The organism is Pseudoneobacillus rhizosphaerae (assembly GCF_917563885.1).
In the GTDB taxonomy this organism is placed as follows: Bacteria; Bacillota; Bacilli; order Bacillales; family Cytobacillaceae; genus Pseudoneobacillus; species Pseudoneobacillus rhizosphaerae.
In genome coordinates this window covers 1-19658 of sequence record NZ_CAKJTG010000044.1, presented here as the reverse complement: position 1 = coordinate 19658, position 19658 = coordinate 1, and the positions used below count along the sequence as shown (strand labels likewise).

The window sequence follows — 19658 nt, the reverse complement described above, 5'->3', positions numbered from 1 at the left end:
GTAAATACTCCATGCATATATTAAGAAAATTTAGTCAGGAGGTATTCTATTTTCGAAACAATTTCATCTTTACTCCTTGAATCGTATATCTCCATAGGATTATTAAAGTCTTCATTTGATATTAAATAGATTCGAAAAGTACCACTGGGATTAATACTTGGATACCATCCTAAGTCTAAGGTAACATTTTTGAATTTATTTATAATTAATAAAATATCTTCACTGAAATCTAACCAAAGGTCATCATCTTTATCATTAATCATCAAAGGATCAATTTCTATGAATTTGTTCCATATAATTTCCCATCCACCAGGGATTCGTAGTGGTTGTAATTGCATAGTTATCTTTGCCACCCCTTTACAGTTTTTTAATATATAAATTCGAATGACAAGGAATAAATACCTCCCAACTTTTCTTTTAGTTACGCAATAAAACAATAATTTTCCTTCATTAAAGGAATGCTGCCCTATACTTCCCTTAATAAAACAAATAGACAGAGATTATACCAGGGATGAATAAAATCCCGTATATTCTCGGCTTTATCGCCATTGATAGTTATGTCAGTTTAGCTCCCGTTAGTTTCACAAGCCCTAGTTTAATAATAAGTTATTATTGTCCGCCCCAGAGACCATACTCATGTTTATCAAAATTCATCTTATGTTTCAAATACTTTTGGAAAAAGTCCTTGTGCTTAATTGATAAATCAAAATACCCAATAACTGGATGTTCTGAGGATAGGTTAAAGTTTACCCTATATATTCTACATTTCTGACAATCCTTCTGTCACTAACCTGCTTCAATACATCCTTATTAAACAAAGAAACCGAGGTCATATAGTGGATGAATAAAATCCCCTATATTCTCGGCTTAAACGATTGATTGTTATGGAATTTTAGCCTTACGTTACTTCTTTAGTGTTCATATTTTCTAGACTTACTTATTTTCACTACTAGGTAAATATTAAATATAAGTGAGCTTACTAAATAGGAAATAAATACATATTGACCTTGATCTATATAGAAAAAAAGGACTGGTATAAGAAATACAAGTATTGCAAACAGAATTCCATTGAACAATATTACTTCCCCCTTACAACCTATTGTTCGGTTACCTCCAATTGTAAAGCCTTACGTTAGTTCCTTAGAACATCAGTTATATTTTTCCCTACTAATCATAATAAACGAACTTATCTTCAAGTTTTCTTTCAAGTTCTTTACCTTCACATCCTTCATTTATTAGTAGTTGATATTCTTCTTTAAATTCATCAATTACAATTACAGTACCAATTTCATTGGAATCTAAATTGAACATTCTAGGGTAATATACAAGGTCCACTGCTTTAATGGATGGGTCATATTCTCGGTTAATGAAGTATAAAAGAAATTTGATTGATTGATTAGTCACAATATTTTTACCTTCTTTATTTTCGTTAATATCTTTGCTTCTTATATGCTTATCTGTTATTGCAAATTGAAGTACCTTATCGTTTTCATTTTGTTTTGCTTTTAATAGTCTTACTTTATCTTTTTCAGACATAACAAGATGTAGAATTTTTTTAATTTCAAATGTTGTCACACTTGATTCGATTCTATATTTATCTCGGAAGATAAATGCAACATCATTTTTTATTTGTTTCGCATCAAACAATTTTTCACCCACAGGTGTTAATTTATGAGTGTTTATTAAAAGATTATTGATATAAAAAAATAAGATTATTCCAGTAAATACTGTAATTACCCCAAACAATACCTTTCTTTTTTTAAAAATCACAACCTTTTCCCCCTATTTAAAAAAATACACTTCTCCATCAAGAACACATCTTTCATTAGAAACATTTTACCATATATTGGTCATGTTTTATTTACAATAAATTTAAACTTCTTCTGCCACTAAACTGCCCGTTAGTACAGCAAGCAAGAAATTACTTGTGTGCATAAATATTAGTATGTATACACTCCTCTAGAGTATTGACTGCCAGCACACACACCGAAAACAAGTGATTAACTGATTTACAAATGTATCGAGTGGTCATCCAAAAGTGGCATAAGCATGCCTCCGACTTGGAAAATTATCCAATTTATCAAGCGAAAACTGTGTCATCTTTTTCAAGCGGTCATTATTAAGTGATGTAACAATTCTTCAATTTGATTCGAACACATACATAGCATCAACTTGAATCTATTAGGTAAATCTATTAGCAGGAGGGAATGCCGTGCCAATAAAAATTTTATTCCTTATGATGCTTATTATATTCCAGTTCATTTCTGTGACTAAGGCGGAAGTACCTTTGAAGGCAGCGTTTGTTCGTGATCATCAGTTATGGATGAGGGAGGGAGATCATGAAGTTCAGCTTACTACAAATAAATATGTTTATTCTCCCGATTGGTCCTACGATGGTAGATTCATTGCCTATATAGATGGTGACGAGAAGGGGGAAAAATCTCAACTTTGGATATACGATACAATGAAAAAAGAAAATTATAAACCGTATCCAATGATTGAGACTTCGTTGTTTCAGTGGTCCCCTGTTGCAAATGAACTAGCCTATTTATCTGGTTGGGTGCTAAATGTTACAAAGACCAAGGATGGGAGGCCTTACGGTTTTGAAAATGTTTCATTAGGGGTTAGTGAATTTGAATGGTTTCCAGACGGAAAAGAGTTTATTGTTTCTACCCAATCTGGCCGCCTTCCTACAGGTTGGGAGCCAATTAAGTTGTATCAAATCCCAAAGAATATGAATCTGAATGAGAGCAAACCGAAGCTATTATACTCGATTCCAATTAATGAAAATAAATTATTTGCTGTTACTATTGGTAATTTTAAATGGAGTCATGATGGAAAATGGGTCAGCTTTCTTGGGACTCCTACACCTTCTTGGGCAATGGACAGCAATCCTTTATGTGTTTTATCTTCTGATGGCAAAGTATTCAAAGACATCGGTAGGATGTTAGGATTTAGTGATTGGTTCAAGTGGGCTCCACAAGCCAACCAATTAGCTTATATTTCAGGAGAAGGACGGTTCTTCGTTAAGAATAAGGTGACTAAAATTGCTGATATTGAGGTAGCTACCAAGCAGGTAGAATATACACCGAAAGGGTTTGTAGACTTAGATTTAGAGTGGATGTCTCCTTCCAAAGTGATCGTCGCACGGTCAAAGGAAAACAAAGCGTGGAAAGAGGGTCCTACTCCAACAATGTTTACCTCCCTATATCAGATAGATTTAAGCTCAAATGCTCAGAAGCAAATCACATTTCCAAAAGATAAGGAATTAGATATCAATCCTCAAGTCGTTGGTTCATATCTCACATGGGTTCGTAAGCAAGATAGAACATACATGGGTGATGTATGGGTAAAGGATGATAAGCAGAAAGAAGCGAACATTTGGATTAATGATGTAGAATATGGACCTGTTATATATAAGAATAACAGAGAATAATTGACGGTTTCCTTTTGTTATTTTTTTGTTAAACCAATACTTTCATAAAGCACAATAAAAAGCTGAAAACATGCAGGTAAAAACTTGTAGGTTTCAGCTTTTTGTGAAATCAGTTATGAAAAAACCGCCAATTATCTTACTTTATCGATAGAAGCTCTTATCTATCGATAAAGGATTCTTATTTTATTTCAGCCTTCCGTTAGTTAATTAGTTTGTGTTTTCTTTATATCTTCGATTGGTGGCTTGAATCCTCCATCAGTATCATAATATCTATAATCTAAAAAATATATTTTGAAGAGAAAATTAACTATCATAAAGATAATTAATAAAACGATGGCGATTGAAACCCAGAACGCGCCTTTAATAATAAAAATAAACAGTTTTGATTCAACAATCTTACTCCCCCAATCCATAAATCCACCTTCTCTCTAATTAGGGTTACATTTATCCCTATTTTAACCATTCGGGAATGTATTAACATTAATCTTTGGTTAAACACATCCTGCTATGATTACCAAAAAGACGAGATGAACAAGTTTTAAATGGAAATAATCTTTTCCCTTTTATTTGGTATTTGTCAGTCACCTTCGATGCAAGTTGAGGTGGAACTACCTACTACATGATTTAATGCAATTAATACTACTTGAATTGATTAATTCATAGCCAAGCCCATAATCAATGAACACAATTACTTTAGTTTCACTTCCTATATCTTTGTATTAGAAAAGGGAATTTCGATAAGTTGAAATTTTTCAATGTTTCCAGTTTGATAGTTGATACCATTCTTCCGTAGGTAGATTTCATTTTTTCTTTATTAATGGTAAATATGGTTATGTTATTCCCTAGCGTGTTATGTAAGATAGAAAGCCGAATATAAAAATAAAAACTTGCTTAAATAGGTTTTCCATACTAAAAGACGCCTTCTTATTAAAGAAAAGCGTCCGATGATTGAAACAAAGAAATATGAGCAAACTTTACACCAGAACAGAATGAAAGTGCCGACAAGACAAATAATTAAGTTCTGCCTTAACGAAAACAGATCATTCCTTCCGTTAGGACCAATCAACACCACTCCAAGAGGATTGCACCTTTCGCAACAGAACGATTTGGCCGAGATGATACGTATCGTGCATCATGATATTGCTGAGTAAACGCTCCATAGAGTAACTGTTAGCTGCATACGGAGCTGTTAACTTTTCATCGTCAAGATCCGAAATGACCGTTTTTAATTTATTCATGACTTCATAAAGGCGCTGCACTGTCTTGGCCCACCCAATTTCGTCTTCTGGATCCCCCGGATTTCCAAAGGTTTCATCATTGCCTTCTGCTTTATGCGGATTCTCTGTGCCCTTAATTCGATGGATCACGTCTTCATTCCAAAATATCAAGTGGTTGACAATCTGCCAAATTGAATTGCTGGTTCCCGAACTTGTCCATGTTGCCTCAGCTGCCTTGACTCCATGAAGCGCCTGATCCATGGATGCAAACCACTCATTTTCATAGCAATGCATGTCGAGTTGTTCTAAAAACATTTTGGCTACAACTTGCATAAAATCAATCTCCTCACTGTTTTCTGTAATCTTTCAAAGTTAAAAGACATGAAAAAATCTATCATAGTATAAATTAATCGTTCCTAAAAAGGTATTTACCAAAACCAAATGTGTCCCTTCTATCTTGGATCAAAATTATCATCATTTGCAACTGTCGAACAAATAACGAAAAAATGTTCTCAATGAAATCCTCCAATCATTTTTTGGGGGAATACAACACAAATATCTTTCTCTCTAACTTATTCGAATCATCTAGTTTAAATTCCTTCATCATGTACCTACCTACGTGGGTTTATCCTCCTCTATTGATTAGAGTCATTCTGTTTGTTTTGTCTCTCTAAAATCTTGTCTTTTAGTTTTTCACTTGTTATAGTACTAACCATAATCGACAAGCGTTTGCCACTTGTCGATCATAACGGGACGCTGAAACAATTTTCAACCTAGGGTTTGCTTTACTTGAAACTGAAATAGGCTTTACCTCAAGATGAAGTAAAGCTTTTAGATTACTCTATTTTGTAATGATCCGTTTTACCTGAGTTTTATCTTCTAGCTATCATTTCGATTTCAATCTGTGCACCAAGAGGTAGCGATGATACACCTATAGTTGTACGAGCAGGATAAGGCATAGAAAATTGTTGTGAATAAACTTCATTCATTGCAGTGAAATGATTCATATCAGTTAAAAATACATTCACTTTTTGAACATTGTCAGGAGTTAATCCTGCTGCATCCAATACATGGAATAGATTCTCAAAGCATTGTTTTGTCTGTTCAACAATATCACCTTCTACAAGCTTTCCAGTCTTTGAATCTACTGGGGTTTGCCCAGATAAAAATATTAAATCTCCTGATTCAATTGCATGTGAGTAAGGACCCACAGCGACAGCTCCTGATGCATTAAAAGCATTTCTTGACATATTAAAATTCCTCCTTTTTATTAGTTAGATTTACAGAGTAGGCAACCCAAAAACTATTACTTCAAGTAGCTCTTGAACACCTTAAATAAAATTAAGCAAGCTATATTTCAAAAGTGGTGTCTTTCAAATCTCTCTGTATCTATTAACTCCTATTCGCCAAATATTGGCTAAAATCCTCCAAAATAGGTGTGGCTCATTAGCAACATTGGATTTCCAGCAAATAACTCTATTAATTAGCAACTTGAGTAGAAGGAAATGAAAATGAAACTATCAAACACATGGGAAACATATGAAGCTGACATGAGACTTACTATCTAAACAATTTCCCCTGTTTTAACTTTTTAATAAGTTGTATATCTATTCTCTTTTTCTTTAGAGTTAATCTATAAAGTTCACCATATTGTTTTTTGTAGCTTTCAAATCTTTCCCTACCTATGATTCCCTCATCACTATAAAGCCTTTTTTATCTTTCTACCACCTGAGATTGGTTGTTTTCGAGAAAAACAACATCTCGGCAAAAAAGCATGTATAGATACAAACTTACTATATTCTTTCATTTCAAATACTACTCAGTCACCTACCGTTGGAAAGTCCTTCGATACATTTTTAGACAATAATGGAGGTGATGGAAGTTTGTCACTTTATTTCAGTAGTCCGAGGGTCATTTTCTGTGCATGACAAATTGGGATTTACTATAAATTTAAAGCTATTTTTCTCGTAAAATGGAATTAAATCGTCCTCACAAAACAAGCTAATCAAATCAATGTGAGTTAGTCTTTCTAACAAATGGGATACAAGTTTCGTACCAATACCTGATTTTTGATAGCTAGTATGTATGACAACGTCTTCAATATAGGCTCTAAATTTACCATCTGAGATCACTCTTGCAAAACCAATAAGTTCCTCGCCATGCTAGGCACCAACTGACACGTCGTGCTTTAACATTTTGTCAATATCCTGTTCTTTTCTTTCTTCCCACCAACCCACATGATGATAAAGTTCCTCAAGTTCATTTGCTTTAATTGGTTTTTTGTTATAGCTTTTAATTTCTACAGTCAAATGGCTCATCTCCAGTTTGTTTTATTTAGTTATTTACTAACTCTTTAATGTTTGACTAAATAAGGCACCATTTAGTTTAGTTGGATTTTTTTTCAAAGACTTTCTGGAGCATCCTAGAGTATTCCATTTTCGGATGGTTTCAATCGCATCTGCCCCATTGTATATGATCATGATTTTTCACTCCCTATAGTACAAATCTATTAATCAATTACTCAATATTACAATTGAGATTGATAAGAATCCAATTTCCTTTGTGCTGATCCCAAACAACGAATAAGAAAATCCACAATAAAGCAAACTTAGGTACATCATGTTGATGGTATGTAAGTAAAATATTTTATTAAATATATAGCTGTTAATGAGGATGACCAATTCACAGATGAATTTTACATGGAGAATCTATTAAACAGGTTTATAGTCAGATCAAACCTTTTTGGTATTTGTACTAGAAACATTTCATTTCGTTACATTAGAGAAATTAATTTAGAAAACTATCCAGAATTATCACATAGTAATATTGTGCGAATTTGCGAAAGAAAAGTATTATCCATTAATATATTTTAAAAGAAATATTCAAAAAGGCATTTCGGGGGATAAATTAATAGAAAAATACAGGCAAACTCTTTTAGAGTTTAGCCTGTATTCTTTCATTATTGTTTACAATGCTTTAGCTATATTTTTAATAAGTTATTAATGATTACTAAAAGGATTTAGTTGATCTAATTCGTCTTTTATCCCATCTACGAACTTATTATACCGTTCAATCAAAATTCTTTCATAGTACTGATCTTCTGATTCTTCACTTTTCTTTTTATATCGTTCTTCAAAAGGCGTTGGTAAAAAATGATTTCTTACCGATGAATTACTTACATATGTTAAATAGTCTGCTGGTGACTTTGAGCTGATTTTTGAATTAGCATAGGCTGAAATATATGTTCTATTTAAAGGACTATTCAGAATATGTTTTTCATTTCTAAGTTTGGCAGTAGTCTCACCAATCTTTGTTACTTCATATAGTGGACAAATGTGGTGGTCTTGTACCTTTAATTTAAATGATTCACCGTTTACTTCAACATCTTTTTCTTTAGCGATATCCCAGGCATTTAAAAATAGCCTATTTCCATTTGGGAGAAAATCATACGGTTGTCTACTAACAATATATTGTAGTATGCTAATTTTCACTGCTGAAGGTATGTCGTGATTTGGGTCCTTATACAAAAGTACATCTTTGCTTGAATAACTTGGTTCATTTAAAACGTTATTGTACCAAGATTTAAAATTATTTGTCCCATTAATTATTAGATCTTGTAAGTCACAAATATCCTTTATACATTTCTGATTTTGGCTTTCTCTATACCTACCACTAAAGATTGAAATCCAATACCAATATTCAATCTTATCTATCATAAACTTATTTGACCAAACATTATCATCTTTTAAAGCATATGCTATTGGTAAAATCATTAATTCATATGGAAGAGCGGAAAGTTTTATTACACCACATCTAATTTGCAAAAATGCAAAACTCCTAATTAGTGCCTTTAAAACTATATCAGTATTTTCCTGTATTTGAATATGACTCAGTGATAAATGCTTCTTTTTCTTAATATGATCTATTTTAAGCAATGTGTCATTGCCATTGGTAAAGTGAGAAAATATCGATAGTAAATTTAAAAATTGTTTTTTTACTGTCTTAGAAATTTCATTGTTTTCTAAAGTCCCCATTACACTTGGAGACCAAGTGCTAGGCTTAACGCCGATTATATTGTCAAGAATACCGTTAGAAATATCAATTTCTTTTCTTAATTCATTATGTATTTTTAATGAAAGGGAACCTCCCTCACTATTCCGAGCGGCCTTTGCAACAATAATATCAAAATTATCCAAAGCAGTTGGATTAGAATTTATGCTCTCAAAAATAGCGATAGCCCTACTTATTTGATCTGATGGTAGTTCAATTGTAGAAATTGGTTGATCTATTAATTCCACTAAATATTTGTTAACTTTTTCACACCATTTTGCAGCTAACATAGACCAAGCATTTCTAATTGCATTTTCATCGTTATTCTCATAATAATCACCAATATCTTCCTCTACTTCGTACAGTAGTTCTATAATATCTTTTTTTCCATCTCGAACTTCAGCCTGTAACTCTTCAACTCTTTCTGTTGCAAGTTTTTGCAATACTGATTCATGTAAAGGTTTTACTTCTTTTTCAGACGAAGGTGGTTGGTATATACTATACAATGGGACAAGATGGTCATTGGAAGCCTTTTTTGCTATGTAATTTCTCAACTTATTGCCTTCCAATGGTATCCCATTATCATCCTTTGGCGAAAAACCTGGATGATACCATTTATCTAGTTCTTTAGTCTTTAATATATTTTTAACCTCTAAGAAATCAACAACTTGGTCTGGCTCAAGGTTATCTAGACCTTTAAACTTTAAATTATTCCATCCAAAAATATCGTCTTCTTCATTAGTAGGTTTTACCCTAATGAACCAACGTGTTTTTAATTTTGGATATAAATTATCCCAAATATTCCTCCAGGATTCCCTTTCATTAAAAAAGTCACTAAATGTACTCTTTATAGTTGAAAGCCTTTGTTGTCCATCTAGTAAAAAGTAGCATTCTTTTGACCTGTCCTCATCTGGAATTTCCAATTCTTTAAAAAAGCATAATTCCTTGGCTGCAAATTCTTTTAACTCCCCTTTTAAAATCAAAATCCCGCCCATTGGTAATAAGGTGAAAATGGAGGACAATAAACTTTTTTGTTTATCAAAATCCCAAACATAACTCCTTTGAAAATCAGGTAATACCAATTTGTTTTGTTCATTTAAATCAAAGCAATCTTTTATACTAGGCATAACTATACCCTCCTCTTACATTAAATGTATCTATTGGAAATTATACTATAAATTCCCACTTAGTTCATTACTACTTTTTATACTCTATTTGGATATCCTAAATATAACAAAAATGCCATCCCTGTAAAAAATATGACTTGTCCTAGATATCTCTATTTTGTTAGCCCTTTGTACTTTACCTGTAGCCAAATTGTTAGTAATTTAGTAATATACTCTAAAAAGGCGGAAAACATAATGTCGGTGTTTAAGTACGCATTAGAAGAAATAATTAGCTAAGCAAAGAATACTTGTGGTCCATTTTCATTTCAAGATTATTTAAAGGACAACAAAATAAATAATCAAAGAAATACAGCCGCATTTATTTCAATAGACGCATATGAAGCCTTAGATAAAGATTTAAGAGAAAACAATATAATGGTACTTAGACTAGGAGTTTCTTCTTCTAGTAAAAATACACAATTTGCATTAATTAGACCTAATACATCAATATTAGATGACTATTTCTTAAGAGATGAAATCATATTTGAAGATAAACAAGGGTCGAAGTTTTCACCTATTGTAAGTTATAAACAGCTTTACGGATTTAAAATTCTCCCTAAATTATCGGAAACTTCATTAGTAAATTTAGGACTAGCTTCGGGGATAATAACTAGTGCTCTTAGTCTCGATAAAAACGAAATTCCTCTTGCCCCAGCAACAGGAAAATCTACTTTTACTTTTAATTTAAAACTGCATAGTGAACACGATGAAGAATATGCCCATATTAACGGACAGGTTGAGGTGGATGCGATATTTGTCGAAAAAAGAAATGTCAAAGAGAAAGTGTTTGTTATCGAGGCTAAATCAAATGATAACTTTAGGTCACTTGCAAAGCATAAGTTAGTTTATCCCATACTATCTATTGCAGACAAGGTGCCAAAAGACATGGAAATAATTCCAGTTTACCTTAAAGTATTTATTAGAAACTATGGTTTACATTATCACATTGTAGAATGTACTTTTCCTGATCCACGAATTCAGACAGTTAATGAACTTTATCCAGTAAAGCATACCCACTTAAAATTACCTTTATTTTAAGAACTGAAAACTTATATAAAAAAATTGAACCTGACCAAGGAGATCATATATGGTGGTAAAATATGTATTTTCGTGGTCTCTTTGACTGTAATTTTGACTGAATTTCTCTTTTAATGTTATTTATGTAAATTCAATTAAGGATAAACTTTTGTTATCTAGGGCTGCATCAATTATGAATATTGCCATGACGCAGTTTGAAAAGCTACCCCAAGGAGTTCTGTAAGCGTGTAAGCGAGTCATAAGGCAACCACCTTGACCTTGGAGCCGACAAGGCATACATACCCGCCTCTCATTGTAATGTGAACGTCTAGTCCGGAAAGTGTTTAAAAAAGCTCTTAACGTTGCAGAGGTGTCACTAACTTTTTCCTAAATATCACTAAAATATGTAAGAGCTGTCATTTTTTGCGGCTGTAATCATCAAATATTATTTATTTTGGTGGGGGTTGATATTTTCTCTTATTTCCGGTATAAAGTTTTGATAATATAGATATAAGATCAATTTATTATAGTTAAAAAGAAAAAGAGAACATATATATCTACATGTCCTCCTTAAATAATACATATTAATATGTTCCTGAGTTTTTTGAAGTGTAATATATTAAATAATATAATTACAATATGCCTCTTCAATAAAACATCCACAACCACCAAAATCAAAAAGATCGATTTCATCTGATCCATTTTCAATTTCATTTCTAAGGTTTCTTAATGTTAATCGATAAGTATTTTTGTTTTTCTGCCTTTTTAAAATCGATACTTCCTTTCCTAAGTACTCTATCATTTCTTGCTCTTTTTTTTCATGATAATGATATACCGCGGGCAAAGTTTGAAGTAAGTTTTTAAAATGGGCTTGTCCAGCCTTAACACAAAAACCGCCACAATTATTATGAGAAAAGCCATATTCATATAATCGCGGCCTTTTTATCTCCTTTTTTTCTAACCCTATAAGCATTTCATCTTTTGATAAATAAGGTTCTTCACATAATGGAGCTAACACCTTAAATGGGCTCCAATTATTTTTTATCTTTTCTAATCTATGCATCTCTGTCCAATCAATTCCTACATATAAAGTTACCTGTTCAGGAGAAAAATTGTTTATAACCCATTTCTTTGCTGGCTCTTGTTTTAGAATCCTAGTACAAGGTGCAATCCTAGAATTACCAAGGAATCTTACATCTTTAAATACCTGCCAAACATCTCTACCATCGCAAAGTCTAATAAACGTTGCTCCAATTTCCTTTGTAGTTTCATCTAAAAACCGATATAAATCTTCATCCTCAGTAAGTGTATCTGTAAATAATAGAATAATATCATCTATGCTTTCCCTCTCAGCAACTCTTTTGGCAGCCATATAGCTACCGATACCTCCTGAATACATTATTACATGTTTCATATTATCCCCTCCAAGGAACATACGTTCTATATCTATTATACCAGTAATATTTTAAATAATCAAAATTCTACCTATATAAATATCACTATGTTTTTCCGAAGTATAATAAAAAAAGCACCTTAAGGAAGTTTTACTCTATCCAAAGGTGCTTTTTTATTAATGTAAGTAAATTTCATTTTATGAAAAAGAACATACGCATGGTATTGTGTCATCCGGTTTAAACAAGTACTTTTCAATACCTTCTTTTGTAATATCTTCCCGATACTGCCTTAAAGTATAGGCTCCTCCATTTTTCTTTAGGATAGATACATTTTTATCAAAATGTTTGCGGAATCGTTCTTCCATCTCTTCCTGCTCTTTATATTGATCTGGCCAGATTGCATAAAGAGTAGCATAATGTTGGAAGCCCCCCCTAACACACCTTCCACCACAATTGGCGTGCGAGAATCCTTTAATACCATACTCAACTAATTTCCTAGCTGTTGGATCATTTTCATTTTCTGCCTTCTCAACAGCAACTGTATACATACGTGGAAGTTGAATTCCCCATTCATTTTGAATAATGCCTTTAGCATTTATGTCCTCTCTAAGAGTTTCTATTAGAGGGAATCTAGTCTCGATAGGCTCAAGTGGGAAATGTTCATAAAATGATCGAATTCCTGCTGCTTTTCTTATATTCATATCAGGACTATTTTCATCAATAATATTATTTTTTCTCTTTAGATGCGTATCATCACGACGATGTTTTTCATGTGGTGCAATACCAAAATATAAAATTGGTTCTACATTTTCATTGTCACGTAATTCCTCTAGATATACAAGAGTTTGTCTAACTTTTAACTCCTCTGAACATTTCGCTAGACGAGAATTCCCTAGAAATTTAAAATCATAAAATACTTCCTCTGGGGTTCTTCCATCTAGAATCTCTGTGATTTCAAGACCGATATATTCTGAAACCTCATCCATAAAACGTAAATTATCAACATCCTCCCAAAGGGTATTTGTAAAAAATAATTTACAATTTTCCTTTCCAAATGCTTGCACCATGTAATACGCAACGTATGCACTGCCTGCACCACCAGAGAACATTGCAATATATACACGCTTACGCTCGGAACGTGGAAGATGTATTGCCCATTCTTCCTGGATTATTCCTTTAATATCTAATTGATTATTTTTTGTTTCTAATAATGGAAAACGAATCTTAACTGAATCTATCGGAAGTTGATCGAAAAATGCTAGTATACTCGAATCTTTACCAAGTTCCTTTTCAATACTTTCTAAACAAATATTTTTGTTTTCGTACATTTCTTCTGGAGCTATTCCAAAATACAGGATTGGTTCTAATTTCTCATTATCACGAATCGATTGTAAATATGCAGCTAAATGTTGCAATTGAACTTCTACTGAGTAACTAAGCTGTGATAAATCTTCGTCTGGAACAGAATATGGATAAAGAATGTGTTCTTGGTTATTCCCTTCAATTTTTATTAGAGGAATCCCAATATAATTAGCGACATCCTCCATAAACTTATGATTACTAGAATAATTAGGATCTTCATTATGTTTACTGAAAGTATCAATAAACACTAATCTACTATTTTCTTTTCCATATGAGTCAACCAAATTCTTGGCAACGTAAGAGCTAGTAATACCTCCGGCTAATACTGCTATATGAATGAAATTTTCTTTGGAATTATCCAATTTAAACACCTCTAAGTTATTCAATATATTCTTCCAGTAAAAGGTAAATAATATATTCTAATTCATTTTTTGGTATATTACGACCTGCGTTCTTTATTATTCTATCAATATTTGTATAAACTGTCTTTGCTTTAACTGAGAGATCTACTTTTGTAATTACTTTTGGTTTATTATTCATTTCAATTTGGTAATAGTCGACAGAATCCTCTTTGATTAACCCTGTGCCTCTATTTTTATCATCCTGATCAAATTTAATGGTTTCGATAAAATTATATTGAAAATCCTTCTTAAATTTATCTTTGGTTATATCTGACCAATCTTCTATTCGAACACCCGAAAAGTTCTCAATAAGGTTCCTAACCCAACAATTATCATCATTATTTGTAATCAAAATGGACTTCACTAACTCATTATTTTTCTTCAAGTATTCATCTTTACTTTTCGCCCATTCCAATAGTTGTTCAAAATTCATTTTACCACTTGTTTGAAGAATGTAGCCTTCTATATGTTTTTGCAATTCAAATATAAAGCATTCTGCATATTCCTTAACCCTTAATAATTCTATAATATTATCATTATTATAAAGAGAATATAACTCGGCTATGCTCTTTTGTGGTTTTACCTCAGTCTTCCTAATCGCATCCCGCAAAGATGCAAATTCCTTGTTTACTGAATCTGATAATTGCGTAAACCTAGGTAATGATCTTAACCATTTAACTAATGTACCGCAAATCTGTATTAATCTAGAATTATACTGCCCTTCTAATCTTTCTTCTATATAATTAGAAAAATAGTTTTCAAGAGAATTGAAAAATTGAATATATTTTTCATCAATTTTTTCATATACATATTTGTAGTTTTCGGGACCTTCTTCTTCCAATATCTCATATAATTTATTTCCATTTAATCCTGGAACAAAGATTTCATTTCTATAGAGCAAAAACTCGCTCCAGCGATCGCGTAACATTGATACTAAAAGTATGGGTACAACCGGTTTCCTTATCCCAAATGGAGCTTTTGTAAAGATATCTATTATTTCTGAAAAGCTCCCTTTGGGTTGTTCTTCCAGCACCTCAATTAATTTTTTTCTCAATAACCTATATGGCGCATATTCAATATTACTATAATCTAGATTATTTACATTTTCATCGAAAGAATTATTATTTTTAAATACGGATGCGTAAATAGAGTAAGCTGGTCCATTGCCTCCAATACCAAATTGGCTTTCAGTAGGTGATTTAATGATATTATCTATTAGAACTTTTGCTCCTGAAATTTGTTGGGAAGAACTATTCATTCTATTAAAATACTCATTGACGATTCTTGGTGCCTCTCCATATAAAGAATAACATTTATTGGATAATAGTTCTGATACTTCTATTTCACTATTTACTTGTTTTATTTCCCTTGATGTTAGCCATGTTATATTTTCATCAAAAGTTGACAGCGTTGATAAAAATTTTCTGATTACATGGTTTACTTCTTTTAATAAAATAATAAGTTCTTCTTTAATACCCTTATCTTCTGATAATAGTTCTTTGTCTGCTGAAAATGACTCAATGATATAGCTTTCTAAAATTTCCTGTCTTATTGAAGATAGCGGTTTAGGATGAATCGCAAATATATCCTTTTCAGATTTGGAGAGTTTTAATATTTCCTCAATAATGGCTGAATGGCTTTTGTTTTCAGGAATAACATAATAAATTACAAGGTCTGTTTCAGCATTTTTGTTCTTTAACGTATTAAAGGTATTCAAATTTGTTTCTAGAAGTAATTCTACCTTAGCAAATCTAGTCATTTCTTTTTCATCATTATATTTCTCTGGAAAGTAGTATCTTTTTGAAAGATTTTTTGATAATACTTTTAATACTTCAACCTGATTAATTACAAATTCTGATTTTTTTTGTAAAATCTTTTCTTGAATATCTATGGTGCTCCCTGTATGGATTTCCCAATTTTCACCAAGCCTGTTAAACCTAATGACTTTTTGATGTGCTAGTAGCTCTAGAATGGAAATTAACTCTTTCTCGTCAACTTGTATAGCAAATAATAAGAAGTCTGTTGTAATCTTCTGTTCTTGTTGTAGACCACATAAATTCCATATCGAAATAAATTTGATAAGGTTGAATGCTAGTTTTTTATTTTGTAATGTGTCAGGTATTCTTGCAATTGCTTTTTTATATGATAATAGATTCTTAGAGATATCAGAATCAACGTCGTTACCAGATGAATCTGAGAAAAAGTAATCGAACAACTGGTAGGGTTTATAATAGGTGTTCGATTTGGAAATATGATTTATTAACCCCCCTGTTTCTTCACTTTCTAAGAAGGTAAAAAGCGTTCTTTCGTTTTGTCCAAAAACGCTCGATAACTGTGGTAAAATAAACAGAGTTACTGGATGTAATGGAAACATAGATTTTACTATTATTTGTTCTCTTTCAGATGGGTTTAGACTCGGAAATAGGGAGTAGTTCTTTAGCTTTTCTATTGTATAATCATATAAACTTTGTGAAATTTCAGGCTTTTCCAAAAGATTTTCTGTCATGATCACTTCTGCAATTTTTAAGAATGTTGCTTGGTCACTTGTAATAGTATACTGTCTAAAACGTTTCTCAATCCGCTGAAATTCCCTAGCTATATCTTCATGCATTCCTCTAAAATACTGTCTCAAACTCTTATGAGTAATTAGCATTAAATGTAATGATTGTTCACGATCTGTTAGTTCTGCTAGGTCTTGAATATCCTGCATAGTTTCATTCAAATTAGTACTGCTTAACCCTTGCAAAAAACGGCCAAATTCATCATGAACAATAATTAATCCTAAATTGTTTTGATCCAAAACTTTTGTAATATGCTCCATTTGTGTTAAAAAACTTTCATTAAATCCAACATCAAACGTTGACCCCGATGTTAGAGTAGGGTATATATCGTTGAAAAATTTTATTTCATCTTCATTTTGATTTTTTATCTCGTCTATCCATTTTTCTACGCTTTTATTCTTTCTCTGTATCAATTTACTAAAGTAAGAATAGGTTTCAGGAAAGTCTAACTCCCATTTTTTTACTGAATCTAATATTTTTTCACTAACTCCAGGTAATATGATTTCTATCTTTTCTGTTTTTAAGGTTTTAATAATATTTGAAAGTATTGCTTGCCTAAACCTACCTTCATTACCTGTTAACAGGACTGGTAAATATTTTTTATCTAACTTACTAGCAGCACTCATTTGTACAGATATATAATCATCAAAATGATTAAATTTATTAATAAGTTTTTCAACACCTGATATTTTTGTACTCTTAGAAACAATGCTACTTATTACTGTTGCTAAAAGCGATTTCCCTGTTCCATAAGCCCCTACAATTATATGAGCTCGGTTACTATCTTTTACAAACCCATCCAATAGCCCTTTTAATACCTCTGTATGAGAAGGTGTTGGGATATACCTATTAATAAATTCATCCTTACCAACATCAAACCTAATATTTACACTCGTTTTAAATCCCATTAGTATTTGTCACCCTTTCAAACTTATAGTTATATTCGTGACAGAGATAGTCAATTGGATCTATCTTTGGAACTCTAATATAATCTAAATTATTTGTTCTTACATATTCTATTGGATAGGTATCGTCGTTTGTTAGTTTATTTAATGCTTCGATTATTCTATTCCTAGAAAGATTAAAAACTTTCCCCCACAAAAATTTCTCGTTAATAATTTCTTCTAGACTAATGAGTTCAACATCATGTTCAAGAGCATATTTTAGTAGAACATAATATAGTGAAATTATCCCAATCTTATGAATGTCTGGACTAATTTTACGTATATTTTCATGTTTCTCTTCTGAAGGTTCCTCTTTTATTAGTGTTAATTTTGTAAAAGGACTAAAAATGAAATCCTCAGGGTCGTTTTCATTTGCATCTTTAGTATAAAGTTGTATTAAGACATCAATATCTCTATTGAGCGATGTTTCTGATACCGATTTTGTCTCATTGTTCTTAACCCATGTAATAAATGATTTTTTTAACTCTGTTCTTTGTGATATAGTTTCTTTATATATATTAAAATACCAATAAAATACAGTTGCTAAGTCATGATTACGCACTAAATGATAGTGTAATAATGAAACAGTTTCATTCTTTTGAAGTAGTCTATCAACAGAAAATACAATTTCACCAACTTTTGTAAGCCGGTGTTCTTTATTTCCAGTTTCAACCATAAGATTTGTTGCAGTTAGCCAAAACCTTAGTGATTTGACCATATTCTTACCTAATCCTATTTTTTCAAAATTATCTTTATCAAAGAAAAAACGAGGATTTTCTGATATAGCCTTCAATCCCTTACTAACCCATTTATCTCGTAAATAGAAGCTTTCATGTCTTCCGTAAGCCATTATATTACTTCCCTTCTAACATTCTTTACTCTTTACTGGTTATGTATATCCAGAAATAACTTATCTCATATTTCAGTAAAGAATATAATATTTTTCATTACACGCTACTGGGTAACCTCTCCAGAAATAATTATACAACAAATTGATTCGTAAAGTAACTACAAAGCTTAAATAATAGAACAAATATTCCTAGTTCATAAAAAAAAGTGCCTTATTAATTTCAAAGGCACTTATTTTTACATTTTATCAATATGGTAATATAATTTATTAACTATCTGTTATTTCTCCTTAAAGCTAATCTTTGCTATCTTCTAACCAATCTAGCAATTTTAATGGATCATCAAAAAGATAATCATCCAATTTTTCATTGGAGCTTTCATCATCTAATCGGTGGTCTAGTTCAGCAAATTCTTCCTTAAACTCTTCGTAATCATCATATTCATCTATTTCAGCTCCAACTACCACAAAGTCGTTGAATTCATCAAAATCAAGTAGGAGTAAATCTTCATCTGCTACTAAGAGTTCAATATCCTCATTATTATCAACAAAATCATCATTATAGAGATTTCTAAAGTATTTGCCATTTGCTTCTGCGAAATCTTTAAGCGATAAGAACGAAGTAGTTCTCTCATCTTCCAATAACACATTTTGGAATTCATTTGATAAGAAACCGTAAGTTAAATATTCATTAGATTCTGGATGAACATAGTAATCCCTTGAAATCGAAAATATGAGATCATAATAGAAATCCCTAAGACTATCTTGACTGTGATTGCAATAAGATAAACTAGATAATTTTGATAGAGTTTTATTAGTTATTTCATATAAATTATACCAATCTGATAGAAACACTTCTCCGTTATTCGCTTCATTATGATTATCATTTAATATGGAAGAAAATAAGATATTATTTTCATGATAAAAAACAACAAATATTGGTGATGAGATAATTTTACTTAAAATTTTAGTAATAGTATGAGCATTATAACTCCTATCTCTTATAGAAGAAATTAGTTCAATAGCTAAGAATATAACATCTTTAAATTTGGGTTTATAAGTCGCGAAGCTTTCGGATGTCAGTGAGAATAATAATGATATTGACTCAATTTTACTTAGAAATAATTCTTCTTCCTTATTAAATAATAATTTTTTATTTATAGTTGAATAAATAAATTCATTTATATCCTGATTAATTACATTTTTTATTGGTATAATTGGAAAATCCATTGCCTGAAACAACATTAATCCACTATTATAAAT

15 protein-coding genes and 1 pseudogene are annotated in these 19658 nt (G+C 31.5%); 2 read left to right on the top strand and 14 right to left on the bottom strand.

The genetic code is table 11. From position 1 onward, the window contains the following. Positions 1-20: 20 nt before the first annotated feature. The 3 genes from LRP83_RS22125 to LRP83_RS22120 all read right to left on the bottom strand — a co-directional run bounded on the left by LRP83_RS22125 (position 21) and on the right by LRP83_RS22120 (position 1770). Positions 21-338, bottom strand: a complete 318-nt coding sequence (locus tag LRP83_RS22125) for a hypothetical protein (RefSeq protein ID WP_230499003.1) — start codon at positions 336-338, stop codon at positions 21-23. A gap of 271 nt (positions 339-609) precedes the next feature. Continuing rightward, complete coding sequence (locus LRP83_RS23390; RefSeq protein WP_435531385.1) at positions 610-759, bottom strand: DUF7683 domain-containing protein; 150 nt, start codon at positions 757-759, stop codon at positions 610-612. 408 nt (positions 760-1167) lie between these two features. Next, positions 1168-1770: a hypothetical protein gene (locus tag LRP83_RS22120; RefSeq protein ID WP_230499002.1), complete on the bottom strand. Its 603-nt coding sequence runs from the start codon at positions 1768-1770 to the stop codon at positions 1168-1170. A gap of 442 nt (positions 1771-2212) precedes the next feature. Between LRP83_RS22120 and LRP83_RS22115 the strand changes: the two genes are divergently transcribed. Beyond that, the gene (locus tag LRP83_RS22115; RefSeq protein ID WP_230499001.1) at positions 2213-3436 is read left to right on the top strand and encodes a translocation protein TolB; all 1224 of its coding nucleotides are present in this window, start codon (positions 2213-2215) and stop codon (positions 3434-3436) included. 203 nt (positions 3437-3639) lie between these two features. Here LRP83_RS22115 and LRP83_RS22110 read toward each other — a convergent pair whose 3' ends face one another. From LRP83_RS22110 to LRP83_RS22090, 6 genes and pseudogenes are all read right to left on the bottom strand, one after another. Further along, positions 3640-3849, bottom strand: coding sequence for a hypothetical protein (locus LRP83_RS22110; RefSeq protein WP_230499000.1), 210 nt, complete (start codon positions 3847-3849; stop codon positions 3640-3642). 639 nt (positions 3850-4488) lie between these two features. Further along, complete coding sequence (locus LRP83_RS22105) at positions 4489-4986, bottom strand: DinB family protein (RefSeq protein ID WP_230498999.1); 498 nt, start codon at positions 4984-4986, stop codon at positions 4489-4491. 539 nt (positions 4987-5525) lie between these two features. Next, positions 5526-5903: a RidA family protein gene (locus tag LRP83_RS22100; RefSeq protein ID WP_230498998.1), complete on the bottom strand. Its 378-nt coding sequence runs from the start codon at positions 5901-5903 to the stop codon at positions 5526-5528. A gap of 636 nt (positions 5904-6539) precedes the next feature. Continuing rightward, a pseudogene (locus tag LRP83_RS22095) lies at positions 6540-6971 on the bottom strand (GNAT family N-acetyltransferase). 27 nt (positions 6972-6998) lie between these two features. Beyond that, positions 6999-7133, bottom strand: a complete 135-nt coding sequence (locus LRP83_RS23275) for a hypothetical protein (protein WP_290369608.1) — start codon at positions 7131-7133, stop codon at positions 6999-7001. 519 nt (positions 7134-7652) lie between these two features. Further along, positions 7653-9830 (bottom strand): DUF262 domain-containing protein, encoded by a 2178-nt coding sequence (locus tag LRP83_RS22090; RefSeq protein WP_230498997.1) that lies wholly within the window; start codon positions 9828-9830, stop codon positions 7653-7655. 414 nt (positions 9831-10244) lie between these two features. On the opposite strand from LRP83_RS22090, the gene LRP83_RS22085 reads away from it, so the two are divergent. Further along, a complete protein-coding gene (locus LRP83_RS22085) occupies positions 10245-10907 on the top strand; it encodes a DUF6997 domain-containing protein (protein ID WP_230498996.1) in 663 nt (220 codons plus the stop codon). 598 nt (positions 10908-11505) lie between these two features. Here LRP83_RS22085 and LRP83_RS22080 read toward each other — a convergent pair. The 5 genes from LRP83_RS22080 to LRP83_RS22060 form a co-directional block, all read right to left on the bottom strand. Beyond that, positions 11506-12300: a hypothetical protein gene (locus tag LRP83_RS22080; protein WP_230498995.1), complete on the bottom strand. Its 795-nt coding sequence runs from the start codon at positions 12298-12300 to the stop codon at positions 11506-11508. Between the two features lie 177 nt (positions 12301-12477). Then, positions 12478-13389 (bottom strand): hypothetical protein, encoded by a 912-nt coding sequence (locus tag LRP83_RS23385; RefSeq protein ID WP_435531384.1) that lies wholly within the window; start codon positions 13387-13389, stop codon positions 12478-12480. A gap of 631 nt (positions 13390-14020) precedes the next feature. After that, a complete protein-coding gene (locus tag LRP83_RS22070; protein ID WP_230498993.1) occupies positions 14021-17512 on the bottom strand; it encodes a DUF6079 family protein in 3492 nt (1163 codons plus the stop codon). Further along, on the bottom strand, positions 17502-18398 hold the full coding sequence (locus LRP83_RS22065; RefSeq protein ID WP_230498992.1) for a DUF4007 family protein: 897 nt from the start codon (positions 18396-18398) through the stop codon (positions 17502-17504). Before LRP83_RS22065 ends, LRP83_RS22070 begins: the two co-directional genes overlap by 11 nt. A gap of 294 nt (positions 18399-18692) precedes the next feature. Further along, positions 18693-19658, bottom strand: a 966-nt coding sequence (locus LRP83_RS22060) for a hypothetical protein (RefSeq protein WP_230498991.1), incomplete at its 5' end; no start/stop codon positions are given.